The organism is Faecalibacterium sp. 7 (assembly GCF_049562865.1).
GTDB lineage: Bacteria > Bacillota > Clostridia > Oscillospirales > Ruminococcaceae > Faecalibacterium > Faecalibacterium wellingii.
Genome location: NZ_CP186911.1, coordinates 2,508,449 through 2,532,917, shown reverse-complemented (window position 1 = coordinate 2,532,917; position 24,469 = coordinate 2,508,449). Strand labels below are relative to the sequence as shown.

At 58.0% G+C, this 24,469-nt stretch carries 24 protein-coding genes and 1 pseudogene; all 25 read left to right on the top strand.

Annotation, left to right across the window (positions count from 1 at the left end; translation table 11 throughout):
• Nucleotides 1-3: 3 nt before the first annotated feature.
• The 25 genes and pseudogenes from ACKXF7_RS12550 (at nucleotide 4) to clpX (ending at nucleotide 24,428) form a co-directional block, all read left to right on the top strand.
• Entirely contained in the window at nucleotides 4-1,269 is a 1,266-nt protein-coding gene (locus tag ACKXF7_RS12550; protein WP_423741480.1) for an HlyD family efflux transporter periplasmic adaptor subunit, read from the top strand.
• Between the two features lie 159 nt (nucleotides 1,270-1,428).
• Nucleotides 1,429-1,893 (top strand): cell division protein SepF, encoded by a 465-nt coding sequence (locus ACKXF7_RS12545; protein ID WP_418266213.1) that lies wholly within the window; start codon nucleotides 1,429-1,431, stop codon nucleotides 1,891-1,893.
• Nucleotides 1,877-2,242, top strand: a complete 366-nt coding sequence (locus tag ACKXF7_RS12540) for a hypothetical protein (protein ID WP_423741479.1) — start codon at nucleotides 1,877-1,879, stop codon at nucleotides 2,240-2,242. The genes ACKXF7_RS12545 and ACKXF7_RS12540 overlap by 17 nt, the downstream gene beginning before the upstream one ends.
• Nucleotides 2,173-2,694 carry a S4 domain-containing protein gene (locus ACKXF7_RS12535; protein ID WP_423741478.1) on the top strand — a complete coding sequence of 174 codons (522 nt, stop codon included), beginning with the start codon at nucleotides 2,173-2,175 and terminating at the stop codon, nucleotides 2,692-2,694. The genes ACKXF7_RS12540 and ACKXF7_RS12535 overlap by 70 nt, the downstream gene beginning before the upstream one ends.
• 15 nt (nucleotides 2,695-2,709) lie before the next feature.
• Complete coding sequence (locus ACKXF7_RS12530) at nucleotides 2,710-3,543, top strand: DivIVA domain-containing protein (protein ID WP_423741477.1); 834 nt, start codon at nucleotides 2,710-2,712, stop codon at nucleotides 3,541-3,543.
• A 39-nt stretch (nucleotides 3,544-3,582) separates the two neighbouring features.
• A complete protein-coding gene (gene ileS, locus ACKXF7_RS12525) occupies nucleotides 3,583-6,378 on the top strand; it encodes an isoleucine--tRNA ligase (protein WP_097775650.1) in 2,796 nt (931 codons plus the stop codon).
• Between the two features lie 90 nt (nucleotides 6,379-6,468).
• Nucleotides 6,469-6,942 (top strand): signal peptidase II, encoded by a 474-nt coding sequence (gene lspA / locus ACKXF7_RS12520; protein WP_423741476.1) that lies wholly within the window; start codon nucleotides 6,469-6,471, stop codon nucleotides 6,940-6,942.
• 3 nt (nucleotides 6,943-6,945) lie between these two features.
• The gene (locus tag ACKXF7_RS12515; RefSeq protein WP_423741475.1) at nucleotides 6,946-7,878 is read left to right on the top strand and encodes an RluA family pseudouridine synthase; all 933 of its coding nucleotides are present in this window, start codon (nucleotides 6,946-6,948) and stop codon (nucleotides 7,876-7,878) included.
• Entirely contained in the window at nucleotides 7,875-8,705 is an 831-nt protein-coding gene (locus tag ACKXF7_RS12510; RefSeq protein ID WP_423741474.1) for an HAD hydrolase family protein, read from the top strand. Before ACKXF7_RS12515 ends, ACKXF7_RS12510 begins: the two co-directional genes overlap by 4 nt.
• A 66-nt stretch (nucleotides 8,706-8,771) precedes the next feature.
• Nucleotides 8,772-9,131: a ComEA family DNA-binding protein gene (locus tag ACKXF7_RS12505; protein WP_423741473.1), complete on the top strand. Its 360-nt coding sequence runs from the start codon at nucleotides 8,772-8,774 to the stop codon at nucleotides 9,129-9,131.
• A gap of 12 nt (nucleotides 9,132-9,143) precedes the next feature.
• Nucleotides 9,144-11,597, top strand: coding sequence for a polyphosphate kinase 1 (ppk1, locus tag ACKXF7_RS12500; RefSeq protein ID WP_423742636.1), 2,454 nt, complete (start codon nucleotides 9,144-9,146; stop codon nucleotides 11,595-11,597).
• A 248-nt stretch (nucleotides 11,598-11,845) separates the two neighbouring features.
• Complete coding sequence (locus ACKXF7_RS12495; RefSeq protein ID WP_423741472.1) at nucleotides 11,846-12,250, top strand: M23 family metallopeptidase; 405 nt, start codon at nucleotides 11,846-11,848, stop codon at nucleotides 12,248-12,250.
• Nucleotides 12,237-12,722, top strand: coding sequence for a peptidase (locus ACKXF7_RS12490; RefSeq protein WP_423741471.1), 486 nt, complete (start codon nucleotides 12,237-12,239; stop codon nucleotides 12,720-12,722). Before ACKXF7_RS12495 ends, ACKXF7_RS12490 begins: the two co-directional genes overlap by 14 nt.
• 65 nt (nucleotides 12,723-12,787) lie before the next feature.
• Nucleotides 12,788-14,650 (top strand): TIGR03960 family B12-binding radical SAM protein, encoded by a 1,863-nt coding sequence (locus ACKXF7_RS12485; protein WP_423741470.1) that lies wholly within the window; start codon nucleotides 12,788-12,790, stop codon nucleotides 14,648-14,650.
• The gene (locus ACKXF7_RS12480; RefSeq protein ID WP_348583551.1) at nucleotides 14,625-15,269 is read left to right on the top strand and encodes a TIGR03936 family radical SAM-associated protein; all 645 of its coding nucleotides are present in this window, start codon (nucleotides 14,625-14,627) and stop codon (nucleotides 15,267-15,269) included. Before ACKXF7_RS12485 ends, ACKXF7_RS12480 begins: the two co-directional genes overlap by 26 nt.
• 215 nt (nucleotides 15,270-15,484) lie before the next feature.
• Nucleotides 15,485-15,826 (top strand): 50S ribosomal protein L19, encoded by a 342-nt coding sequence (rplS, locus tag ACKXF7_RS12475; protein ID WP_022257134.1) that lies wholly within the window; start codon nucleotides 15,485-15,487, stop codon nucleotides 15,824-15,826.
• A 170-nt stretch (nucleotides 15,827-15,996) separates the two neighbouring features.
• Nucleotides 15,997-16,545 (top strand): signal peptidase I, encoded by a 549-nt coding sequence (lepB, locus tag ACKXF7_RS12470; RefSeq protein WP_249238672.1) that lies wholly within the window; start codon nucleotides 15,997-15,999, stop codon nucleotides 16,543-16,545.
• Nucleotides 16,542-17,465 carry a ribosome biogenesis GTPase YlqF gene (gene ylqF / locus ACKXF7_RS12465; RefSeq protein WP_423741469.1) on the top strand — a complete coding sequence of 308 codons (924 nt, stop codon included), beginning with the start codon at nucleotides 16,542-16,544 and terminating at the stop codon, nucleotides 17,463-17,465. The genes lepB and ylqF overlap by 4 nt, the downstream gene beginning before the upstream one ends.
• Nucleotides 17,462-18,109 (top strand): ribonuclease HII, encoded by a 648-nt coding sequence (locus ACKXF7_RS12460; protein WP_423741468.1) that lies wholly within the window; start codon nucleotides 17,462-17,464, stop codon nucleotides 18,107-18,109. The genes ylqF and ACKXF7_RS12460 overlap by 4 nt, the downstream gene beginning before the upstream one ends.
• Complete coding sequence (locus ACKXF7_RS12455) at nucleotides 18,106-18,468, top strand: YraN family protein (protein WP_423741467.1); 363 nt, start codon at nucleotides 18,106-18,108, stop codon at nucleotides 18,466-18,468. Before ACKXF7_RS12460 ends, ACKXF7_RS12455 begins: the two co-directional genes overlap by 4 nt.
• Before the next feature lie 99 nt (nucleotides 18,469-18,567).
• The gene (gene thrC / locus ACKXF7_RS12450) at nucleotides 18,568-20,028 is read left to right on the top strand and encodes a threonine synthase (protein WP_348583546.1); all 1,461 of its coding nucleotides are present in this window, start codon (nucleotides 18,568-18,570) and stop codon (nucleotides 20,026-20,028) included.
• Nucleotides 20,029-20,063: 35 nt separating this feature from the next.
• Nucleotides 20,064-20,747, top strand: a complete 684-nt coding sequence (locus ACKXF7_RS12445; protein WP_339394826.1) for a metallophosphoesterase — start codon at nucleotides 20,064-20,066, stop codon at nucleotides 20,745-20,747.
• Nucleotides 20,748-20,998: 251 nt separating this feature from the next.
• Nucleotides 20,999-22,315, top strand: coding sequence for a trigger factor (gene tig, locus ACKXF7_RS12440; RefSeq protein ID WP_423741466.1), 1,317 nt, complete (start codon nucleotides 20,999-21,001; stop codon nucleotides 22,313-22,315).
• A gap of 147 nt (nucleotides 22,316-22,462) precedes the next feature.
• Nucleotides 22,463-23,061: pseudogene (locus tag ACKXF7_RS12435) on the top strand (ATP-dependent Clp protease proteolytic subunit).
• Nucleotides 23,062-23,102: 41 nt separating this feature from the next.
• Nucleotides 23,103-24,428 (top strand): ATP-dependent Clp protease ATP-binding subunit ClpX, encoded by a 1,326-nt coding sequence (gene clpX / locus ACKXF7_RS12430; RefSeq protein ID WP_249238680.1) that lies wholly within the window; start codon nucleotides 23,103-23,105, stop codon nucleotides 24,426-24,428.
• Nucleotides 24,429-24,469 lie beyond the last annotated feature (41 nt).

The following is a 24,469-nucleotide window of genomic DNA, read 5'->3' as shown; positions in this document are numbered from 1 at the left end:
GATATGCCGGACGAGACCCGGAAGGAGGGCCGTGCATCCCATGGATTTGCCACGCTGGCAGGGGTGCTGATCGCATTTCTGCTGCTGGCTGCAGGGTATGTGCTCTATCAGGCCATGCACGTCCTGTTCCCGCAGAATGTCTATGAAACGGCACTGCCTGCGGTCATTTCGGATACCGTGGATGCAGACGGCGTGCTGCTGTTTGACGAAAGCTATGTGGCAGGCAGCGGAAACCTTGGATATCTTGCGGCGGACGGTGAGCGCGTTTCCGCAGGCACTGCGGTGGCAGAGATCTACAACAATGCATCGCAGGCCACGCTGCGCCAGCAGCTGACCCAGCTGAATGACCAGATCGATCTGCTGCAGAGATCCCAGAACACGGCAGCCCTGCAGCTGGACAGCCTTTTAAAAGAACGCGCTGGCGCACTGTATGATCTGCTGGATACACTGGATGACGGCGACTACGAGGCAGTGGATGATGATTCCAATGCCTATCAGCTTGCACAGAACAAGCTCTGGGTCGTCACCGGTGATGCTGCAAACTTTACCGATCAGATCACGGCTCTGGTCCAGCAGGCCCAGAGCGTGCAGGCCCAGCTGGGCAGTCCCACCCAGATCGCTGCGCCGCAGACCGGTTACTTTGTACGGGCTTCCGGCAGCGGCAGGCTCAATGCCGGCGCGGACGACATCCTTGCACTGAGTGCACAGGAGCTGCAGGGCTATCTGGATTCCGACCCGGTGATCGCACTGGATGGCTGTGCCGGTAAGATCGTAGCCGGTTTTACATGGCGCTATGTGGGCGTGTGCAGCGCAAAGCAGGGAGAAAAGCTGCTGGGTCAGGACGGCAAGCCGCTGCGCTCTGCGGTGGAGATGAGCTTTCCGGGACGGATGGAAAACGGCCTGAAGGCGACCGTTGCCGAAGTGAGCATGGATGCGGACAGCGGCCTTGCACGCTTTGTGCTCACCTGCAACTCCATCAACGGGGATGTGCTGTGCCTGAACCGGGCTGCCGCACGGATTCTCGGTAGGGGAGCACAGCGGCCTGCGGGTGCCTGCAGCAGCGGTGCACTATCTGAAGGAGGACGGGACCGAGGCCGAGACACAGGGCGAGAACTATGTTCCCGGCGTTTACGTCAAGCTTGGCAACATCGCGCGCTTCTGCCGGATCGACCCGGTGGATGCAGACCATCCGCTGATCACAGACGGCGATTACATCCTTGTTTTGCCCGAAGGGACCGAGGGTTCGGTCAGCAAGGTGAGGCTTTATGACGAAATAATCGTCTCCGGACAAAATTTGTATGACGGAAAGCTTTTGTAGTTATTGACATCTGAGGCAAAAAATCCGATAATAGATAAAGCTATTCTTTGCATTCTTTTGCAGAGAACGCCAGGCAGCACCAAGCTGCCGGAATGAAAGGAGCAGATTGTATGTCTTTTCTTGACAGCATCAAGAAGGGTCTGTTTGACCAGGAAGACGATTATGAGGACCAGTACATCGACGATGGTCCCCAGATGGTGAACAATAACAACGGCGTCGGTCTCGGTGCGGACGACGAAGCTGAGGAACATACCGAGGGCACCAAGAAGAACGGCAAGGTGGTCAACATCAATGCCACCACTCAGCTCAAGGTGGTGCTGGTAAAGCCGGAGCGCTTTGAGGATGCAAGCACCATTGCCGACCACCTGAACAACAAGCGCACGGTCGTGCTCAATCTGGAGTCTACCAACAAGGAAGTCTCCCGCCGTCTGGTGGACTTTTTGTCCGGTGTTGCTTATGCCAACAACGGCCAGATCAAGCGGGTGGCCAACAGCACCTTTATCATCACACCGTATAATGTAGACATCATGGGCGATCTGCTGGACGAGCTGGAGAACAATGGCGCGTTCTATTGATCCGCAGCCCAAAGCCGTGCGCGGGTTCATTCCCGCACGCACGGATGAAGAACGCTATCTCATGCGGCATATCGAGGATCTGGCCCGCACGGCCTTTTCCCGGGAGATCGCACGGTACTCCGGTTTTCTGAGCGACCGTGAGCAGGATCTTGCCCGTGCAGCGCTGGGGCGTGCGGACATAGAGGAAGGCTTCCGCTTTGAGGGCGGCTGGCCGCAGGCGGAACGCCGGATCTCTGTCTGGAGCCCGAGTACAGCTATGGGGAAAACCCCATCCGCTGCGTGCGGCTGCAATGCCGGGCTCTGCCCGGGGCCGCGCTGCCCGCGCACAAGGACTATCTGGGCAGCCTGATGGGTCTGGAGCTGAAGCGCGAAGCGCTGGGAGACATCGTTCTGCCGGAGGATCAGCCGGGCACAGCGTATGTGTTTGCGCTGGAACCGGCAGCACAGCTCATCTGCCGGGAGCTGTTTCAGGCCGGGCACACCGAGCTGACCACTGAGCTGCTGGAACCGGACGAGATACCGTCCTTCCCGCAGGCCCGGCGCGAGCTGCGCAGCGCTACCGTGTCGTCTCTGCGGCTGGACGCTGTGCTTGCGGCCATGCTGCGGTGCAGCCGGGGGCAGGCGTGTGAGCTGATCGCAGCCGGCAGGGTGGAGATCAACCATCTGCCTGCCGAAAAACCCCATGCGCCGGTGTATGAGGGTGATGTTTTTACCGTGCGGGGCAAGGGCCGCTTTGGCCTGACGGCACTGCCCGGAAAAAGCAAAAAAGACCGGTCGATCATCGAATTTTTTCAATATTAAAAGCAACGGGAGGAAATGACTATGCTGACTCCGCAGGATGTCCGTTCTGTGCAATTTGAAAAAAACCTCCGCGGCTACCGCACAGAGGACGTGGATCGTTTTCTGGACAAGGTGGAAGAACAGCTGCAGGAGGACGATGCACAGGCGGAACAGCTTCGCAAGCAGATTGCGGATCTGACTGCTGAAAACCAGAAGCTGCACGAGGAGCTGAAGAGCTTTGAGGCAGACGGTGAAATGCTCAAGAGTGCATTGATCAACGCGCAGCGCATGGGTGAGAATGTCATCCGTGAAGCAAACCAGAAGGCGGAAGAGATCATCCATCGTGCAAATCTGCGCGGTGATGATATCATCCGCGATGCCAACGAACTGCTGCAGAAGGCCAACGACCGTGCAGATGAGATCGAGAACGAGGCAAACGAGAAGCGCCTTGCAGAAGAGCGCGAGTATGACCGTGTGCGTCTGGAAGTGACCCGCTTCAAGTCCGATGTGCTCAATCTGTACCGCAGCCATGTGGAGTCGCTGAGCCGCCTGCCGGAGTTCCAGAAGGAAACGCCCGCACAGGAAGCTGCCGACGCAGAGCCTGCAGCCGACGAAGCCGAACCTGCGGCTGCCGCTCAGCTGCAGGCCGCAGATGTGCAGCCTGAGGCAGAGCCTGCTCCGGCTGCAGAAGAAGATGCAGAATCTGCCGTCTCTGCTGAAGATGACAGCAAGGCGGCTGACAGCAGCGAGGATTTCTGGGCAAAGGACGAAAGCCAGCTCAAGCTGGACCCTCTGTCCGCGCCTCCTGCTGATTTTAAGCCGGACGAGCCGGACTACGATGCTTTTCAGGGCGTCAAGTTCAGCGAGTAAGGCGACCCCATAAGGAAATATAGAGGAGAGTGTAAACCATTGGCTAAGAACAAATCACAGTACGATAGTACTCTGAACCTGCCCAAGACCCTGTTTGAAATGCGTGCCGGCCTGCCCAAGAAGGAGCCGGTCATGCTCAAGGATTGGGACGACAACGACCTGTACAATCAGCTCATGAAGCACAACGAGGGCAAGCCGCAGTTCATCCTGCACGACGGCCCTCCGTACGCAAACGGCAATATCCATATGGGTACTGCTCTGAACAAGATCATCAAGGATATCATTATCCGCGACAAGAACATGGAGGGCTTCCAGGCTCCCTATGTGCCCGGCTTTGATACCCACGGCCTGCCCATCGAGCTGAAGGCTCTGTCCTCCGTCGGTGATAAGAAGAAGGATATTTCCAAGCTGGAACTGCGCCAGATCTGCGAAAAGTTTGCTACCGAGCACATCGACATCATGAGCGACCAGTTCAAGCGTCTGGGCGTTATCGGCGATTTCGAGCATCCGTATCTGACCCTGAAGCCTGAGTTTGAGGCACGCCAGATCGAGATCTTTGGCGAGATGGCCAAGAAGGGCTACATTTACAAGGGCCTGAAGCCTGTGTACTGGTGCCCGGACTGCCGCACGGCTCTGGCAGAGGCTGAGATCGAGTACGGCGAGGACGACTGCGATTCCATCTTCGTGCGTTTCCACGTCTCTCAGGACCCCAACGGTGTGCTGGCAAAGCACGGCATCCCGATGGACAAGACCTACTTCGTCATCTGGACCACCACCACTTGGACTCTGCCCGCCAACGAGGCAATCTGCCTGAACGGCCAGTTCGAGTACTCCTTCGTCAAGATCGGCGATGAGTTCCACATCATGGCCACCGAGCTGGTCAAGAGCGTCATGGACGCCTGCCACATCGAGAACTACGAGATCGTGGGCGAGCCGGTCCCCGGTACCGAGTTCGAGCTGATGCGCTACAATCACGTCTACCTGCCCAAGGAAGGCTGGGTCATTCTGGGCGATCACGTCACGCTGGAAAGCGGTTCCGGCTGCGTCCATACCGCAGGCGGCCACGGCGTGGACGACTTCAACGTCTGCCAGAAGTATCCGCAGGTTCCCATCACCGTTCCCGTGGACGATGGCGGCTATCTGACCGAGCTGGCCGGCAAGTATGCGGGTCAGCGCGTGTGGGCTGCCAACAAGACCATTCTGGCCGACCTGACCGAGTCCGGCGCTGTCATGGGTCAGGTGCACATCAAGCATCAGTACCCGCACTGCTGGCGCTGCCATCACCCCATCATCTTCCGTGCAACGGAACAGTGGTTCTGCTCCATCGCAAAGTTCCGCGAGGACGTCTACAAGGCCATCGACACTGTTACCTGGATGCCGGACTGGGGCCATGACCGCATGAAGGGCATGGTGCGCGACCGCAACGACTGGTGCATCAGCCGCCAGCGCACCTGGGGCGTGCCCATCCCCGCATTCTACTGCAAGAAGTGCGGCACCTACCACATCACCGATGCCACCATCAAGGCTGTCAGCGACCTGTTCCGCAAGGAAGGTTCTGATGCATGGTATAAGTACGAAGCCGAGCAGATCATCCCTGCAGGCGAAGTGTGCGAAAAGTGCGGTGCTTCCGAGTGGACCAAGGACACCGACATCATGGACGTCTGGTTTGACTCCGGCTCCACCCACGCCGCTGTGCTGGAGGAGCGTCCGGAACTGCGTTTCCCCGCCGATATGTATATGGAGGGCGGCGACCAGTTCCGCGGCTGGTTCCAGTCCAGCCTGCTGACCAGCGTTGCAAGCAAGGGCTGCGCACCCTATAAGTCTGTTCTGTGCCACGGCTGGGTCGTGGACGAGCAGGGCAAGCAGATGCACAAGAGCGCCGGCAACGGCGTGGAGCCCAGCGAGATCATCAAGGACTACGGCGCTGACATCATCCGCCTGTGGGTGGCTTCTTCCGACTACACCGTGGATGTGCGTGCCGGCAAGAACATCTTCAAGCAGCTGAGCGAGGCTTACCGCAAGATTCGCAACACCGCCCGCTTCATTCTGGGCAATCTGGACGGCTTTGATCCCAACACCGATTGCGTGGCTGACGATCAGCTGCAGGAGATCGACCGCTGGGCACTGGCTGCTCTGGATGACCTGATGGTCAACACCAGCGCAGGCTACGCTGTGTACGACTTCAACAAGGTCTATCATGCAGTGTACAACTTCTGCGTTGTTGCAATGTCCAACTTCTATCTGGATGTGACCAAGGACCGCCTGTACTGCACCAACGGCGCAGGCCGCAAGGCTGCTCAGACCACCATGTATAAGATCCTTGTGGCTCTGGACAAGATCATTGCGCCCATCCTGTGCTTCACCAGCCAGGAGATCTGGGACTTCATGCCCAAGACCGAGGGCATGAACAAGTACGTTGTCTTTGAGGAGATGCCCAAGGCTGGCCAGTATGCCGCCGATGAGGCCTTCAAGGCAAAGTGGGCTCAGCTGATCGCCGTCCGTGACGAGGTGAAGAAGGTTCTGGAGCAGGCCCGTGCCGAAAAGGTCATCGGTGCTTCTCTGGAGGCTGCCGTCACTCTGTACTGCAATGACGCGGTGTATGATCTGCTGAACAGCATCCCCATGGACGAGCTGGCCGACCTGATGATCGTCTCTCAGGTAGAGTTGGTCAAGGGCGAAGGCGGCGCTGCAAGCGCTGTTGAAGGTCTGGGCGTTGCTGCTGCACATGCCACCGGCGAAAAGTGCGAGCGCTGCTGGAAGTATTCTTCTTCCATCGGCAGCCATGCCGCACATCCCACCCTGTGCGCACGCTGCGCCAGCGTTGTGGAAGCCTAAGCGTTCCGCATAAAACAATGTTTTAAAGGGCGGCGCTCCCTTATACCGGGGAGCGCCGTTTTTTATACTGAATGATTTTGGGAGTATCCTATGGCATATGTTGTTTTTAATCTGCTCGCGGCTGCGGCACTCATTGGCATCGATCAGGCCATCAAGCTGTGGGCCACAAATGTGCTGCAGCCGGTGGGAGCCATGCCGCTGATCCCCCATGTGGTGGAGCTGCAGTTCGTGCTCAACCCGGGCATGGCGTTCAGCCTGCTCAGCGGCAAGCAGCTGTTCCTCATCATCGCTACCAGCATAGCGCTGATCCTTGTGGCCTACGGGCTGTTCTTCCGCAGCCGCGGCAGATACCTGCAGCAGGCCGCACTGCTGCTGATCCTTGCCGGCGGTATCGGCAACCTGATCGACCGTGTGCTTAACGGCGTGGTGGTGGACTATATCAATCTGCTGTTCATGCAGTTTGCGGTGTTCAATTTTGCGGATATCTGCGTGTGCGTGGGTGTGGGTCTCTGGGTGCTGGAGATCTTTCTGGAAGAGCTGCACGGCGGCGCAAAGGAGCAGTGAGCCATGGAGCAGCGTGAATTTGTGGTGGAGCAGGAAACGGCAGGCCAGCGCATTGACCGCTTTCTCAGCGGCGAGGATACCGGCCTTTCCCGTTCTGCCCTGCAGGCCCTCGTGGCGGATGGCCATGTGCTGTGCAACGGCAGGCAGGTGGCCAAGAGCCTGAAGCTCAAGGCAGGCGACACCATTCTGCTGGAGATCCCGGACGCCAAGCCCATCGAGGCCGTGCCGCAGGATATCCCGCTGGAGATCGTCTATGAGGACGAGCATCTGCTGGTGGTCAACAAGCCCAAGGGCATGGTGGTGCACCCGGCTCCCGGTAACCCGGACGGCACGCTGGTGAATGCGCTGCTGTGGCACTGCAAGGGAAGCCTGTCCGGCATCGGCGGTGAAGATCGCCCTGGCATCGTGCACCGCATCGATAAGGACACCAGCGGCCTGCTGGTGGTGGCAAAGGACGATGCAACCCACATCGGCCTTTCCCAGCAGATGGCGGTGCACAGTGTGGAGCGCGCGTATCGCACCATCGTGTACGGCGGCTTTGCACAAGATGAAGGCTTTGTGGAGTCCAATCTTGGCCGCAGCAAAACCGACCGCAAAAAAATGGCAGTCTACCCGGCCAGCGAGCCCCACACCAAATATGCCTACACCGGTTATCAGGTGCTGGAACGGCTGAACAACTTCACCATGCTGGAATGCCGCCTGAAGACCGGCCGCACCCATCAGATCCGAGTGCACATGGCGTCCATCCAGCACCCGGTGGCAGGCGACCCGGTCTACGGCCCGCACAACTGCATCACCAGCCTGCACGGGCAGTGCCTGCACGCAAAAACACTGGGGTTTATCCACCCCATTACCGGCGAACAGCTGCGCTTTGATTCGGAGCTGCCGGAATACTTCACTCATTTTCTTGCAACGCTCAGGAGGGGAACCCTATGAACCAGCTGGACCAAAGGCTTGTATTGTGTGATCTGGATCACCTGCTGCTGGGAGCGGATGGAAACCTGACTCAGGTTGTGCGGGACGTGCTGCAGCTGTTCGTCCGCCGCGGCGGCCGTTTTACGGTGTTCTCGCAGCGCACGCCCCGGGCAGTGCGTTCCATTCTGGGCAGTGTGCGGCTCAATGCCCCTGCGCTGGTGTGCGGCGGCGCGATGGCCTACCATTTTGCCGATGGCACCAGCCGGACGCTGTGCAGCTTTGCCGGGCAGGACGCCGATTTGTTTACCCGCCTGCCGGACGCGGCAGGCGTGGGCGTCGCTTTGCAGATGACCGATGGCACCACCCGGGTGTTGCGCATGAGTGAGGCGCTGGAACGCCATCTGCGGCAGGAATGGACCCCCTATCTGCTGGCAAATGCAGCGGATATCAAGGGGGAAGAAGTGCTGCGGGTGCTGCTGTATCAGGACAGCAAGGCCGTGCCCATGATCTCGCTGCTGGAAAAATCGCTGGGGGATCGTACAGCGGTGCTGCTGGGCGAGCGTGCCGCAACAGATACCCTGATCCTGACGCCCAGAACCGTTTCCGGCCACGAAATGCTGGATGCTGTGTGCATGCCGGTGGGCATCAATCCGGAGGATGTTCTGGTGCTGGCGGGCGGCATGTCCATGCTGGAGCTGGTGCGCAATGCCAGCCAGAGCGTGGCGGCGGCAGATGCTCCGCCAGAGCTGCGTCTTGCTGCGCAAAAGGTCACCCTGACCGATGCTGCGGCAGGTTCTGCGGTGGAAGTGCTGTACCGTATGGTACGGGATGCTGAAAATTTAGCGTAAAATTTGTGCAAGGCTTCTGCATATTCTTTCGCAGAAGCCTTTCTTTTTGGGGGAAAGTCAGGTACAATGAAAGAAACACATCTGCCGGAGTCCCAAAAACGGGAGGCGGTTTTTATTTGTCTCTCGGTGGCTGCAGTGATCCTGTGCGCAGTGCTGGCGTTTTATTTTGCCGTGCCGCTGCAGGACACTGCGTTCCAGCCGCTGCCGGATACAGCAGGGCTGGAACAGCACATACTGGTGGATCTGAACACAGCCGGGCTTTCTGCGCTGTGCACCCTGCCGGGCGTAGGAGAAAGCCGGGCCAGAGCCATTCTGGAATACCGGGAGCAGAACGGCCCGTTTGCACGGGTGGAGGATGCAGCCTGCGTTCCGGGCCTGACGCAGACTGTGGTGGATTCCTGGAAAGGGCAGGCAACCGTGAGCTGAGCCGCAAGGCAGCTGGAAAAGGGGAATACTATGAGTGACGATACCATTTTTATCAACCGGGAACTGAGCTGGCTGGATTTTAATCAGCGCGTTCTTGCATTGGGCAAAGATAAAAATGTTCCGCTTGCAGAACGGGTCAAGTTTCTTGCGATCTATGGCTCGAATCTGGACGAATTTTTCATGGTGCGCGTGGGTTCTCTGCAGGAGCGCGCCAATCTGGAACAGGAACAGGGCAAAAAGGTCAAGAGGGAAAACAAGACCAACATGTCCGCGGCGGAACAGCTGACTGCCATCATGCCCAAAACGGCGCAGCTGCAGGAAGAATGCGACAAATACTACGCAAAGGCGCTGGAAACGCTGGCGGAATGCGGTTATCACAAGGTGGACTTTAACCATCTGACCAAGGAAGAAGAGCATTTCTGGAAAAAATATTTCCAGACCGAGCTGTTCCCCATCCTCAGCCCGCAGATCGTGGATAACCGCCATCCGTTCCCGTTCCTGCGCAACCAGGAGATCTATCTGGGCGTACTGCTCAGGGAAAAGCACCCTGCAGGGCAGAGTCTGGGCATCATCCCCATTTCCAGCCAGATGGAACGGATGCACATTGTAAAAAAAGATGGCGAGACGCTGTTTGCCCTCACCGAGGAGCTGGTGCTGCATTTTGCGGCCAGCATTTTTGGCAAGGATGCCATTCAGGAAAAGTGCCTGTTCCGCGTGACCCGCAATGCGGACATCGACGTGAAAGAGGGCATGATGGATCACGATATCGATTACCGTGAGATCATGTCCGATCTGCTCAAGCGCCGCCGCAAGCTGGCGGCTGTGCGTTTGCAGATCACAACGGCATCTGCCCCGGAGGTGGAACGCCTGCTGTGCAACCGCCTTGTGCTGACCCATAAGCGGGTGTTCGTGCAGAAAAGCCCGCTGGATCTGAGCTTCTTCTATAAGCTCACCGGCAGGATCGAGGCAGACGGACATCCGGAGCTGTTCTACCCGGCGGCACGGCCCATGCTGCCGCCGCCGCAGTACGATCTTGCTGCTGAGGTGCAGAAGCATGATGTGCTGCTCAGCTACCCGTACCAGTCTATCCGGCCCTTCATTGCCATGCTCAAAAAGGCGGCACATGACCCGGAGGTCATTTCCATCAAGATGACCCTCTACCGTATGGCGCGGGAATCCCAGATCGTGCAGGCGTTGATGGAAGCGGCCGAAAACGGCAAGGAAGTGGTGGCTCTGGTGGAGCTGCGCGCCCGCTTTGACGAACAGAACAACATTGACTGGTCCAAGCAGCTGGAAGGAGCAGGCTGCACCGTTATCTATGGCTTTGATGATTACAAGGTGCACTCCAAGCTGACCCTCATCACCCGCAAGGGTGCACAGGGCTACTCCTACATCACCCAGATCGGCACCGGCAACTACAACGAAAAAACCAGTGAGCTGTACACCGATTATTCCTTTATCACGGCCGATCCCGTCATTGGCGAGGAAGCATCCAACGTATTCCAGAACCTTGCCGTACAGCGCCTGACCGAAGACAGCAGCAAGATGCTGGTAGCACCGCTGCGGTTCAAGAGCGTGCTTCTGGAAGAAATGGACCACCTGATCGCCGCCGCCCGCATGGGCCGCCCGGCGTCCATGATCCTGAAGAACAACTCCATCAGTGACCGCGACATCATCCTGAAACTGCAGGAAGCCAGCTGTGCCGGTGTGCGCATCGACATGATCGTGCGCGGCATCTGCTGTGTGCGTGCAGAGGTGCCCGGCAAGACCGAAAACCTGCACATCCGCAGCCTTGTGGGCCGTTATCTGGAGCATGGCCGCATTTACAGCTTCTTTGATGGAGTGCACACCCGCATTTATATTGCTTCCGGCGACTTCCTCACCCGCAACACGGAGTGCCGCGTGGAGGTGGGCGTCCGGGTGGATGACCCGGTGCTGGTGCAGAAGCTCACCGATATTCTGCAGCTGCAGCTGCGGGATAACGTCAATGCCCGCGAGATGCGCCCGGATGGCAGCTACCAGAAGGTGAAGCCTGCCGAGGGCGAAGCACCGGTCAACGGCCAGATGGATATGTATGAGCTGCTTCGGGATGACTGGACTGGAAAAGTTCCTGCCTGTGAAAAAACGGCCCCGGCGGCTGTGGAAGCTCCGACGGAACCGTTGACTGCAGAAGCTCCCGCTGCAGAACCGTCTGCAGAGAAACCGGAGACAAAGACGGTGGAGCTCCCCGTACAGAAGCAGGAGCCGAAAAAGGCTCCTGAACCGTCGGCACCCATCCATCTGGATGCGGCCCCGAAACCGGAGGAACACGATCACTTTGACGAATTGGAACAGATGGTGAACCGCAAAAAAACGGCGCCCCGGCCTGCTTCTGTGCCAAAGCCGGCAAAACCGGCCATCGCTGAAGCGCCTGCACAGAAGAGCCGCCTGAAGCAGTTCCTGAACCTCTTCAAGTTCCGCAGATAACAGCACTGTAAGACCCGGCAGGGAAAAGCCCCGCCGGGTCTTTTTGAACCGCCGCCTGCATACAGTGGACTACAGCGGAAAGGGGAAACGGTATGCAGACAAAGCGGAGCGGACGAGCAGGACGGCGCATAAAACACGCAAAATATGGGAAGAAATCGGCCCTTTTCCGGGCAGCGGCCCTGCTGGGAGCGCTGCTTTGCGTCAGACTGGTGCTCCCGGCACGGGCACAGTCGAAAACGGAGGATGCCTTGTGCTTTCCGCTGGAGACCACACAGTGGCGCATTTCGGACGGATACGGCTGGCGGGAGGACCCCTTTACGGGCAAACGGGCATTCCACAAAGGCATCGACCTTGCCTGCGCCGAGGGCACCGGCATCCTTGCGGTGCAGGGCGGCACCGTGCTCCGCACAAAGCGAAGTACCAGCTATGGCAGCTGCATAGAGCTTCTGCTTGCGGATGGAACAGCGGCGGTGTATGCCCATCTGCAGTATATCTATGTCCGTCCGGGCGAAGCCGTAGAGGCCGGGCAGACCCTCGGCACAGCAGGGAAGAGCGGCCGGGCCACCGGGGCACATCTGCATTTTGAGTTGTATCGTCAGGGAAAAGCCTGTGACCCGGCAGATGCACTGGGCCTTTCGCATGAAGCATCCTGATGCCCTGCGGCTGGGGCCTCTGGTGTTCCGGGACCCGGTGCTGCTGTGCGGTTCCCTGTATTTTCTGCTGTACTTCGATGCCAGCGGCTTTCTGCGGCTGGGCCTGCTGGCGGCGTTCCTGCACGAGTGCGGACACATTCTGGTGTATTGTGCGCTGCTGCGCCGCTTTCCGGTCATTGAGGTGACCATGACCGGCTTTTGTATGCGGATGGACGCTCCGGCCCGGGGCCTTTCACCGGGGCGGCTCTTCTGGCTGGCTGTTGCAGGCCCGGCGGTCAATTTCATGCTGGCGGGCATCTGGACGCTGCGGCTGGAACAGGAACTGACCATCCGCGGCAGTGCCTTCTGGGCGGCAAATCTACTGACCGGGGGATTCAACCTGCTGCCCGTTCCACCGCTGGATGGGGCGCAGCTGGCGTCCTGCCTGCGCGAAATGCGGTGCGCAGGCAAAAAGTTTAAGGGAAACGATTGAAAAAACAGCTCATTTCGGGTACAATAAAATGACGTGTAAAAATGGACTGTTTATTGGAGGACTCGATGTTTGATCCAAAACTGAAAGAAGCATTGGGACGGGTACAGAAGCCCGGCCGTTATACCGGCGGAGAACCCGGCAGTGTATATAAGGACAAAGAAAAAGTGGATGTCCGCTTTGCGTTCTGCTTTCCGGACACCTATGAGGTGGGCATGTCCTTCCTCGGCGAAAAGATTCTCTATGAGCTGCTCAACCGCCGCGAAAACTGGTGGTGTGAGCGCGCTTTCATGCCCTGGCTGGACATGAAGGCTGAAATGGAACGCCTTGGCTTGCCGCTCTACACCATGGAGAGCAAGGACCCGCTCACCGCCTTTGACGCAGTGGGCTTCACCCTGCAGTACGAGCTGTCCTATACCAACATTCTGGCCATGCTGGATCTGGCCGGCATCCCGTTCTATTCCAAAGACCGTGACGAACGCTGGCCGCTGATCGTGGCGGGCGGCCCCTGTGCCTGCAATGCGGAGCCGATCGCGGACTTTTTTGATGTGATCCAGCTGGGCGAGGGTGAAAACCAGCTGCCCGGCATCTGTGCCGAGATCGAAAAGGCCAAAAAAGAGGGCGGCGTCTCCAAAAAGGAGTTGCTGCTGCGCATTGCAAAGATCCCCGGCGTCTATATCCCGGCGTTCTACGATGTGGAGTATTACGAGGATGGCCGGGTCAAGGCCATCACCCCCAACGAGCCGGGCATCCCGGCGCGCATCACCAAGGCCATCATCAAGGACCTGAACGAGTTCGCCCCGCCCACGAATTTCGTGGTGCCCATGGTGGGTGCTATTCAGGATCGCGCCAGCATCGAGGTGCTGCGCGGCTGTGTGCGCGGCTGCCGCTTCTGTCAGGCGGGCTTTCTGTACCGCCCCATGCGCCAGCGTGACGCGGGCCTTCTGAACAGGGCGGCGCAGGAGTTGTGCGCCAACACCGGCTATGAGGAGCTGAGCCTTTCCAGCCTGTCCACCTCTGACCACGGACAGCTGGAAGAGCTGCTGGATGATCTGAACGAGTGGGCACCCAAGGAGCATGTCAGCCTGTCGCTGCCGAGCCTGCGTGTGGACAACTTCTCCCAGAGCCTCATTGAAAAAACCACCAAGGTGCGCAAGAGCGGCCTGACCTTCGCCGCCGAAGCCGGCACCCAGCGCCTGCGCAACGTCATCAACAAGAATGTCACATGGGACGAGATCGAAAAGACCTGCACCATTGCATTCAACGCGGGCTACACCTCGGTCAAGCTCTACTTCATGATGGGCCTGCCCACCGAGACCATGGAGGACATTGAGGGCATCGCAGAGACGGCGCAGAAGGTGGTCGATCTTTACTATTCTCTGCCCAGGCGCGGCAAGGGAAAGGGCGTTCAGGTGACGATCAGCTGTGCCTGCTTTGTGCCCAAGCCCCATACTCCCTTTGAGTTTGTGCCCATGGATACGGCCGAGACCCTGCAGGCCAAGCAGAAGCATCTGCTGGAAAGCGTGCGCAGCCGCAAGATCAAGGTCAACTATCACGACAGCACCACCAGCTTTCTGGAGGGCGTGTTTGCCAAGGGCGACCGCCGCCTTGCCCCGGTCATTGTGGAAGCCTACAAGCGCGGCTGCTACTTTGACGGCTGGGAAGAGTGCTTCAAGTACGACACATGGCTGCAAACCTTTGCAGATCTGGGCATCGACCCGGCATTCTACTGCCAGCGGCCCATCGGTCTGGACGAAGTGACGCCCTGGTCCCACATGGATTACGGCGTCACCCACGAATATCTGGTGCGGGAGTACCAAAAGGCGCTTGCCGCCCAGACCACCCAGCCCTGCAACCGTGCCTGCCACGGCTGCGGTGCAAATCATCTGTTAGGAGGTCCCTGCTTTGATTACAGTCAGAATCTCGTTTGAGAAAAAGAATGAGGCCTCCTACATTTCCCTGCTGGACCTGCAGCGTGTGATGCAGCGTGTGCTCAAGCGCAGCGGCCTGCCGGTGTGGCATACGCTGGGCTTCAATCCCCACATCTATATGACCTTTGCCTGCCCGCTTTCGCTGGGGCAGGAGAGTGAGTGCGAGTGCGTGGACGTCAAGACCGAAGCGGAAGCCCCGGATTTTGAGCAGTGGAAAGCGGCCCTCAATGCCATCATGCCCGCAGGTATCGTGATCACGCACGTTGGCCCGGTGCAGATGAAGGCGGACCTCATTGCCTACGCATGCTATCGCATCACCTACCCGGCAGCAGCGGCTGCGGCGCTGGATCAGTACAATGCGCTGGAAAGCGCCCCGGTGGAAAAGCACGGCAAAAAAGGCAACAAGATCATTGAGCTGAAGGATCACATCCCGCAGGTGGAGTACACCACGGAGGGGGACAGCCTGCACATTGATCTGTGCATGCCGGCCGCACAGGAACTGAACCTGAACCCCTCGCTGCTCACCGGCTTTCTGGAGGAAAAATTCGGTCTGCCTGCCGTCAGCGCCAACATCCTGCGCAAAAAGTTTTTGACGGCAGATAAGCAGCTGTTTGTCTGATCAGAGCGTGAAAGACCGTCTGTTGGGCAAAACAGAAAATTTTTGCATTTATTTTGGTCAGAACGCTTGCATTCACGCGGGTTTTGTGATATCCTATTTAGGCGTTAGTGTCCGCTGAGACCACAGCGGGGTTAATGACAATATCATTAAACGGGCGGTCCTCTGACGGCAAGGTGCCGTGCATGAACGTCTAAAAACAAATGGAGGATTCAAAAATGGACGCACTGAAGATTATTTCTGAAGGCAGCATCAAGGCTGAAAAGCCCCAGTTCAACGTTGGCGACACCGTCCGCGTTGATGTTCGTATCAAGGAAGGCGACCGTGAGCGCATCCAGGCCTTTGAGGGCACTGTGATCGCAAAGAAGCACGGCGGCGTTGCTGAGACCTTTACCGTTCGCCGCGTTGCTTACGGTGTCGGCATCGAGCGTGTCTTCCCCATCAACAGCCCCTTCGTTGAGAAGGTCACCGTTGTCCGCAAGGGCAAGGTCCGCCGCGCAAAGCTGTTCTACCTGCGTGGCCGTACCGGCAAGGCTGCCAAGGTCAAGAGCGATATTTGATCATCCCCGATTTGAAACGGGAGAAAAGGGACAACCTCGTTGTCCCTTTTTTCTTTATCAAAAATTTGAAAAAACTGTGCAGCCGACAGGTGATCTGGCTTGCAGAAAGCCTGTCGGCTGCGGTATAATCGGGTCAGCAGTGTAAAACCAGAAGGTGAGGTGTACCGGATATGGAAAAGCAGGAACAGACAAAGCCCGTGCGCGGGCAGAATCTGCTGGAATGGTACGAGGCCCTGATCTCGGCAGCGCTGGTGCTGGTGCTGATCTTTTCGTTTTTCTTCCGCATTATTCAGGTGGACGGCAGCTCCATGGTGCCCACGCTGGTCAACGGCGACAAGCTCATCGTGTGGGGGGCGGGCTACGAGCCTCAGCGCGGTGATGTGGTCATTGTGGACAGCTATACCTCCTACGGCAAGCCGCTGGTCAAGCGTGTCATCGCCAAAGGCGGCGATACGGTCTCCATCGATTATGCAACCGGCACCGTGGCGGTGAACGGTGAGGTCTTGCAGGAGGACTACATTGCAGAGCCTACCTATCTTGGCTACGATGTGCAGTTCCCGTACACAGTGCCGGAGGGCACGGTGTTTGTGATGGGCGACAACCGCAACCAGTCGCTGGACAGCCGCTCCACCTATGTCGGCTGCATCGACGAACGGGATATTCTGGGCAAGGTGCTTGTGTGCTTTATGCCCTTTACAGATTTTGGGGTGGTAAAATGAACGAAATGGATACCCGCTTTGCAAACCAGTACAATATTCAGTGGTTCCCGGGCCACATGACCAAGACCCTGCGCATGATGGAGCAGGAGATCCAGCATGTGGATGCAAGCCTTGTGCTGCTGGATGCCCGCATCCCGCTTTCCAGCCTGAACCCGGAGATCGAGCGCATCACGGCCCGCAAGCCGAAGCTCTATGCGCTGAACAAGGCAGATCTGGCCGATCCGGTCGTAACGGAAGAATGGATCCGATACTTCCGTGCAGCAGACGCCGGCTGCGTGGCGATCAGCGCCAAGCAGAAGGGCGGCGCCAATGCCGTTAAGACTGCGATCGAAAAAGAACTGGCCGGCCTGCTGGAACGCCGCCAGAACCGCGGCATGGGCGGTGCCAAGACGCAGGTGATGCTGTGCGGCATCCCCAATGTGGGCAAGTCCACCTTTATCAACACCTTTGCAGGCTCTGCCCGCGCCAAAGCAGCAGACCGCCCGGGTGTGACCAAGGGCAAGCAGTGGGTCAGCACCGACAAATTTGATCTGCTGGATATGCCCGGCGTACTGTGGAAGAAGTTTGACTCCAAGACCATTGCATCCAATCTGGCCTTCATCGGCTCCATCAAGGATGATATTCTGGACGTGGAAGAGCTGGCCATGAACCTGCTGGATGAGGTGCGCCGCAACTATCCCGACCTTGTGGCCCAGCGCTACAAGCTGGATGCCGAAACGCTGGCACTGCCGCCCTACGAGCTGATGGAAGCCATCGGCCGCAAGCGCGGCCTGCTGGTGCGCGGCGGCGAGGTGAACACCGAGCGCTGCGCCATTATGCTGGTGGATGAATTCCGCGCCTGCAAGTGGGGCCGCATTTCGCTGGAGCGCCCGCCGCAGCGGGATGACCTGACGGATTTTGCCGAGGAGGAAGAGGAATGAAGCGCCGTTCCGATGAGGAGATCTCGGCTCCGCTGTATGAATACGATGCCGCTGTACGCAGTCAGTATGGCTGCTTTGCAGGCGTGGACGAAGCCGGGCGCGGCCCTCTGTGCGGCCCGGTGTGCGTAGCGGCCTGTATTCTGGACCCGGAAAATCCGGTCTTTGGCATCAACGACTCCAAAAAGCTCACCGAGAAAAAACGGGAAGCTCTGTTTGACGAGATCGTTGCAAAGGCGCTGGCCTACAAAATTATTTTTGTGGGGCCGGAAATCATCGACCGGGAAAACATCCTCAACGCCACCATGGGCGGCATGAAGCAGGCCGTGGAAGAGCTGGACATCGTGCCGAACCTCGTGCTGGTGGACGGCAACCGCACTCCGGCGGGTTTGCAGATCCCGGCACAGCCGGTGGTCAAGGGCGACGCTACCAGCGCCAGCATCGGCGCGGCATCCATCCTTGCCAAGGTCAGCCGTGACCGCTATATGCTGGAACTGGACAGACAGTACCCGCAGTATCAGCTGGCAAAGCACAAGGGCTACCCGACCAAGCTCCACTATGAGCTCATTGCGCAGTACGGCATCCAGCCATTCTACCGCCGCAGCTTCCTGAAAAAACAGGGCTACTGGCCGGAGAACGGAAAGTGAACCGCGCTGAGACGGGGCACAGGGGAGAAGCCGCTGCGGCCCGCTGGTATCAGAAGCAGGGCTGCAGGCTGCTGGCGCATAACTTCCACACCCGGATGGGGGAGCTGGACGTGGTGGTACAGGAACCGGATGGGACCATTGTCATCTGCGAGGTAAAGACCCGCAGCTCGGACGCCGTTTCGCGCCCGGCTGCTGCGGTCAATGCCGCCAAACAGAAGCGGCTGATCTTTGCAGCACAGCACTATCTGCAGTGTACCGGACAGAGCGATGCGCCGGTGCGATTTGATGTGGCGGAAGTGTTCCCTCTTGACAGCGGGCGCTGGATGGTACATATTATAAGGGGCGCTTTTCTTGCGTAAAGCAAGCGCCCCGGTGGGAAATGTACGGGCAGGGATCTTCTCTGCCGTAGCAGCAGGAACGTGTTTTCAGCGTTCCACGGCGAAAAAGGAGCGACAACAATGCAGTTTTTCAGTACCAGAGACCAAAACCGCAAAGTGACTTCCTCGGAAGCAATCGCACAGGGCCTGTCCAACGAGGGCGGCCTGTTTGTCCCTGAAAGCTTTCCGCAGGTGGATGTGAAGGCGCTGTGTGAGCTGGATTACCCGGCTATGGCAGCTGCTGTCATCAAGGAATATCTGACCGACTATTCGCAGGACTTTCTGACGGAAGCGGCCCGCAAGACCTATGGCGACGCTTTCGGAGGCAAGGCCGGATACCTTGCTCCGGTGGAGGGAGATACCTATGCGCTGGAGCTGTGGCATGGCCCTACCTGTGCATTCAAGGATTACGCTCTGCAGCTGATGCCGAAGCTTCTGGTGGAAGCCAAAAAGAATCTGGGCCGCACGGAAAAGACCCTGATCCTTGTGGCGACCAGCGGCGATACCGGCAAGGCAGCTCTGGACGGCTACCATGATATCCCGGGTGTGGAGATCGCAGTGTTCTATCCCACGGGCGGCACCAGCGAGATCCAGCGTCTGCAGATGGCAACGCAGGAGGGTGCCAACGTGGCAGTCTACGCGGTGCGCGGCAACTTCGACGATGCCCAGACCGGTGTGAAGAAGGTCTTTGGCGATAAGGCCATTGCGGCCGAGCTGGCAAAACGGGATATCCGCCTGTCCAGCGCCAACTCCATCAACTGGGGCCGTCTGGTCCCGCAGATCGTCTACTACTTTGCCGCCTATGCCCAGCTGCTCAAGGCGGGCAGCATCGCCTTCGGCGATGAAGTGGATTTCTGTGTGCCCACCGGCAATTTCGGCGACATTCTGGCAGGCTACTATGCAAAGCGCATGGGCCTGCCCGTGGGCAAGCTGGTCTGCGCCTCCAATGAGAACAACGTCCTCACCGATTTCCTCACCACCGGCACCTACACCGCAAAGCGGGAGTTCTTCAAGACCACTTCGCCCAGCATGGACATTCTGGTGTCCTCCAATCTGGAGCGCTTGCTGTACCATGTCACCGGCAGCGATGCCGAGGTGGCGGGCCTGATGAAGAGTCTGGCCGAGACCGGCAGCTACACGGTACGTCCGGAGACGCTGGCCGCCATTCAGGAGAGCTTCTCCTGCGGCTGGAGCAGCGAGGAAGAAGTGGCAGGGGAGATCCGTGCCCGCTATGAGAAGGACAACTACCTGTGCGATACGCACACCGCAGTGGCCTTCCATGTGGCTGCACAGAAAAAGCGCGAAGGGGTGCCCATGGTGGTGCTGTCCACTGCGTCTCCCTTCAAGTTCCCGCGCAGCGTGCTGACGGCTTTGGGACAGTCCGCGCCGGAAAATGATTTTGAAGCAATGCAGCAGCTGGAAGCAGCTACCGCGCATACCGCACCGGCAAGTCTTGCTGCGCTGCGCCAGAAGCCGGAGCGCTTCAGCACTGTGATCGAGCCTGCGCAGATCGCCGAAGTTGCGCTGGGCTATCAGGAATAATACATCCTGCTGCATTTTAGAACAGGAGTAAAAACATGGCACTTTTTGTGCTTGGCGATCCCCATCTTTCTCTGGGCGCTTCCAAGCCGATGGATATTTTTCCCGGCTGGAACGATTATGTGGAGCGTCTGGAAAAAAACTGGCGGAAGCTCATCAAACCGGAAGATACCATCGTGCTGGCAGGAGATATCAGCTGGGCCATGCGCCTGACCGATACCCGCAGGGACTTTGAATTTTTGCAGAGCCTGCCCGGACAGAAGATCATCATGAAGGGCAACCACGATTACTGGTGGTCCACTGCCAATAAGATGAACGCCTACCTCAAAGCAGAGGGGTTCGACACCCTGCACATCCTGCACAACAATTCCTACAGCGTAGAGGGCTATGCCATCTGCGGCACCCGGGGCTGGCTGTTTGATGCAGGCGAGGCCCATGATGAAAAGGTGATGAACCGCGAGATCGGACGGCTGCGCATGAGTCTGGATGCCGCCGAACCGGGACTGGAAAAGCTGGTGTTCCTGCACTATCCGCCGGTATACACCGGCACCAGTGCCCCGGAGATCGTAGCTACCTTAAAAGAATATGGCATCAGAACCTGCTTTTACGGCCATCTGCACGGCAACGCGATCCGATATGCGGTGCAGGGCGATGTGGACGGCATCCACTACAAGCTGGTAAGTGCGGATGGGCTGCGTTTCTGTCCATATCGCATCAACTGATCGTCCGGGACAGAGACGTTCTGACCGGGCGGAAGCTGCAGCAAGGGCAGAAATGATAAAAATTCACAATTTGGACTGGCAATTGTGTCCAAAGCGTGCTATAATAAGTTTTGACGCGATTGTTGCACCCAATTGAGCGCGCGCGTCCCCGCATGTTGCAAAAGCAAGTTCATTCAGGACGCAGTGCGCGGTTGCAAAGGGCAAAAATTTCCTGCCCCGAGCAATAGATTTTTTGAGTGGAGGAAAAACAAATGAATCTCATCAAGTGTGAAAAGCTCGAGAAGAGCATGGCAGAGCTGCAGTTCTCCATCGATGCAGAGGCTTTTAAGAAGGCCACTGCCGATGTTTTCAAGAAGGAAGGCAAGAAGTACCCTGTTCAGGGCTTCCGCAAGGGCAAGGCACCCCGCGCTCTGATCGAGAAGTTCTACGGTAAGGACGTCTTTACCTACGACGCCATCAACGAGCTGTTCCCCGAGGCTTTCGAGGCTGCTGTCAAGGAAGCAAACGTGGAGCCGGTCGGCCGTCCGGAAGTCACTGTTGACTCTGCTGACGAGACCAACGGTGTCACCCTGACCGTCAAGGTCGCTGTCAAGCCCGAAGTCAAGGTCGGCAGCTACAACGGTCTGACGGTGGAAAAGACTGTCCATACTGTCTCTGACGAGGCTGTTGAGGCAGAGCTGAAGCGTGTGCAGGAGCGCAACGCCCGTGAGCTGACCCGTGAGGGTGCTGCTGAGAATGGCGATATCGCTGATATCGACTTCGAGGGCTTTGTGGACGGCGTCGCATTCGAGGGCGGCAAGGCTGAGCACTACAGCCTGACTCTGGGCAGCGGCAGCTTCATCCCCGGCTTTGAGGATCAGATCGTGGGCCACTCCGCTGGCGAAGAGTTCGACGTGAACGTCACCTTCCCCACCGAGTATCAGGCTGCTGAGCTGGCTGGCAAGGCTGCTGTGTTCAAGATCAAGCTGCACGAGGTCAAGTACAAGGAGCTGCCTGCTCTGGATGATGAGCTGGCAAAGGACTGCTCCGAGTACGACACTCTGGACGAGTTCAAGGCTTCCATCCGCAAGAACAATCAGGAGCAGCTGGACAAGCAGGACGACCTGGCTGTTGAGAATGCTCTGGTCGATCAGGTCATCGACAGCATGGAGGGCGAGATCCCCCAGGCAATGTACGATGAGCGCATGGACGAGATGGTCAACGACTTTGCATTCCGCGTGGAGCAGCAGGGTCTGCGTCTCGAGGACTACCTGAAGTATATGGGCCAGACTATGGAGCAGTTCCGTGCCTCCTTCATGCCTCAGGCTGAGAAGCAGGTCAAGATCCGTCTGGCTCTGGAGGCTGTTGCCGCTGCTGAGAACATCGAGGCTTCCGAGGAGGAAGTTTCCGCTGAGATCAAGCGCATCGCTGACCAGTACAAGATGGAAGAGGACAAGGTCCGTGAGCTGGTCAATGTTGACGACCTGAAGAAGGATCTGGCCATCAACAAGGCCATCGACTTCATCAAGAGCCACGCAAACATCGTGGAGAAGGCTGCTGAGGAAGAGAAGGCAGCAGACGCTGAGTAATCAGTCGGCTGCACTCCTTTGAAGCTGGCGGCGCGCTGCACGGTTTCAATCAAAGGTTGTAAAAATTGACCGATACGGCAGAACCGGCAGGGAAACCGTATCGGTCAATTTTGCAAATACTATATTCCATTTCAGGAGGCGAACTTTATGAGTTTTGTTCCTTACGTTGTAGAGCAGTCGTCCCACGGCGAGCGCTCCTACGATATTTTCTCCCGTCTGCTGAACGATCGTATCATCGTTCTGAGTGAGGATGTCAACGATACCACGGCCAGCCTTGTTGTGGCACAGCTGCTGTATCTGGAAGGGCAGGACCCGGATAAGGATATCAGCCTGTATATCAACAGCCCCGGCGGTTCCATCAGCGCCGGTATGGCCATCCACGATACCATGCAGTATATCAAGTGCGATGTTTCCACCATCTGCATGGGCATGGCTGCTTCCATGGGCGCTTTCCTGCTGGCAAGCGGTACCAAGGGCAAGCGCTTTGCACTGCCCAATGCGGAGATCATGATCATCAGCCGCTGATCGCAGGCGGTCAGGGCGGCGGCCTGTCCGGCCAGACCACTGATATCAAGATCCACGCTGAACACATGGTGTATATCCGCGATAAGATGAACCGGATGCTCAGCGAGTACACGGGTCAGCCGCTGGAAAAGATCCAGCTGGATACCGAGCGCGATAACTATATGTCCGCACAGCAGGCAAAAGAATACGGCCTGATCGATGAGGTCATTGCCCATCGCTGAGCCGCTGACATTTAATTTACCCAGGATAAGGAAAAACAGCTATGGCAAATAACAATTCCGGCAGAGACAAAAATGAAAAGGATCTGGTCTGCAGCTTCTGCGGAAAGCATCAGGACGAAGTGGAGCGCATGATCATCGGCCCCGGCGTCAACATCTGCAGCGAATGCATCGGCCTGTGCCACGATCTGCTTTCCGATAAGCCGGATCAGCCCAAAAGCGCACGCCCGGCACGGGGCGGTGCAAACCGCGCACACATCCAGCCCGCAGACGGTCTGGATATCAACATCCTGACCCCGGCCGAGATCAAGGAAGGTCTGGACCAGTATGTGATCGGTCAGGACGAGGCAAAGCGTGTGCTGGCTGTCTCGGTTTACAACCATTACAAGCGCATCCTCAGCGGCAAGGGCGGCGATGTGGAGCTGCAGAAGTCCAATGTGCTGCTGCTGGGCCCCTCCGGCGTGGGCAAGACTCTGCTGGCGCAGACTCTGGCCAAGATGCTGGGCGTTCCGTTCGCCATTGCCGACGCCACGACCCTGACCGAGGCCGGCTATGTGGGCGAGGATGTGGAGAACATCCTGCTCAAGCTCATTCAGGCAGCGGACTTCGATGTGCAGAAGGCACAGATCGGCATCATCTATATCGATGAGATCGACAAGATCACCCGCAAGAGCGAGAACCCCTCCATCACCCGCGATGTGGGCGGTGAAGGCGTGCAGCAGGCCCTGCTGAAGATCCTTGAGGGCACTGTGAGCAATGTTCCCCCGCAGGGCGGCCGCAAGCACCCGCAGCAGGAGTTCATCCAGATCGACACCACCAATATCCTGTTCATCTGCGGCGGTGCATTTGATGGTCTGGACAAGTATATCCTGCGCCGCACGGATAAGTCCGCGCTGGGCTTTGGCAGCAGCCTGAAGGATAACTCCAGCGAAGCCGAGCGCGCTTTGCTGCGCAAGGTGGAACCTCACGATCTGGTCAAGTTCGGCCTGATCCCGGAGCTGATCGGCCGTCTGCCGGTCATTACCGTGCTGGATGATCTGGACGAGGATGCTCTGGTGCGTGTGCTCAAGGAGCCGCGCAACAGTCTGGTCAAGCAGTACAAAGAGCTGCTGGGCATGGATAATGTGGAGCTGGAATTTACCGATGAAGCACTGCATGCCATTGCCCGCAAGACTATTGAGCGCAAGACCGGTGCCCGCGGCCTGCGCAGCGTGATGGAAGGCATCCTGCTGCCCATCATGTATGATGTGCCCACAGATGCTACCATCATCCGCGTGACGGTGGATGAAGACACTGTGGAGGGCGGAGAAGCCCATCTGGAATACGGTGCGGTGCGCAAACGCTACAAAAACCAAGCCTCTCTGAGCTGACGCTTCGGCGCACAGCAGGGGAGTGAAAGCCCTGTTTTAAA

Coding starts and splice junctions, on each gene's coding strand:
- lepB (WP_249238672.1), top strand. CDS start 15,997: ATGGAAAAGCAGGAACAGACAAAGCCCGTGCGCGGGCAGAATCTGCTG.
- ACKXF7_RS12510 (WP_423741474.1), top strand. CDS start 7,875: ATGAACCAGCTGGACCAAAGGCTTGTATTGTGTGATCTGGATCACCTG.
- lspA (WP_423741476.1), top strand. CDS start 6,469: ATGGCATATGTTGTTTTTAATCTGCTCGCGGCTGCGGCACTCATTGGC.
- ACKXF7_RS12485 (WP_423741470.1), top strand. CDS start 12,788: ATGTTTGATCCAAAACTGAAAGAAGCATTGGGACGGGTACAGAAGCCC.
- thrC (WP_348583546.1), top strand. CDS start 18,568: ATGCAGTTTTTCAGTACCAGAGACCAAAACCGCAAAGTGACTTCCTCG.
- clpX (WP_249238680.1), top strand. CDS start 23,103: ATGGCAAATAACAATTCCGGCAGAGACAAAAATGAAAAGGATCTGGTC.
- ACKXF7_RS12530 (WP_423741477.1), top strand. CDS start 2,710: ATGACTATGCTGACTCCGCAGGATGTCCGTTCTGTGCAATTTGAAAAA.
- ylqF (WP_423741469.1), top strand. CDS start 16,542: ATGAACGAAATGGATACCCGCTTTGCAAACCAGTACAATATTCAGTGG.
- ACKXF7_RS12460 (WP_423741468.1), top strand. CDS start 17,462: ATGAAGCGCCGTTCCGATGAGGAGATCTCGGCTCCGCTGTATGAATAC.
- ACKXF7_RS12490 (WP_423741471.1), top strand. CDS start 12,237: ATGAAGCATCCTGATGCCCTGCGGCTGGGGCCTCTGGTGTTCCGGGAC.
- ACKXF7_RS12445 (WP_339394826.1), top strand. CDS start 20,064: ATGGCACTTTTTGTGCTTGGCGATCCCCATCTTTCTCTGGGCGCTTCC.
- ACKXF7_RS12550 (WP_423741480.1), top strand. CDS start 4: ATGCCGGACGAGACCCGGAAGGAGGGCCGTGCATCCCATGGATTTGCC.
- ACKXF7_RS12505 (WP_423741473.1), top strand. CDS start 8,772: ATGAAAGAAACACATCTGCCGGAGTCCCAAAAACGGGAGGCGGTTTTT.
- tig (WP_423741466.1), top strand. CDS start 20,999: ATGAATCTCATCAAGTGTGAAAAGCTCGAGAAGAGCATGGCAGAGCTG.
- rplS (WP_022257134.1), top strand. CDS start 15,485: ATGGACGCACTGAAGATTATTTCTGAAGGCAGCATCAAGGCTGAAAAG.
- ACKXF7_RS12515 (WP_423741475.1), top strand. CDS start 6,946: ATGGAGCAGCGTGAATTTGTGGTGGAGCAGGAAACGGCAGGCCAGCGC.
- ACKXF7_RS12540 (WP_423741479.1), top strand. CDS start 1,877: ATGGCGCGTTCTATTGATCCGCAGCCCAAAGCCGTGCGCGGGTTCATT.
- ACKXF7_RS12545 (WP_418266213.1), top strand. CDS start 1,429: ATGTCTTTTCTTGACAGCATCAAGAAGGGTCTGTTTGACCAGGAAGAC.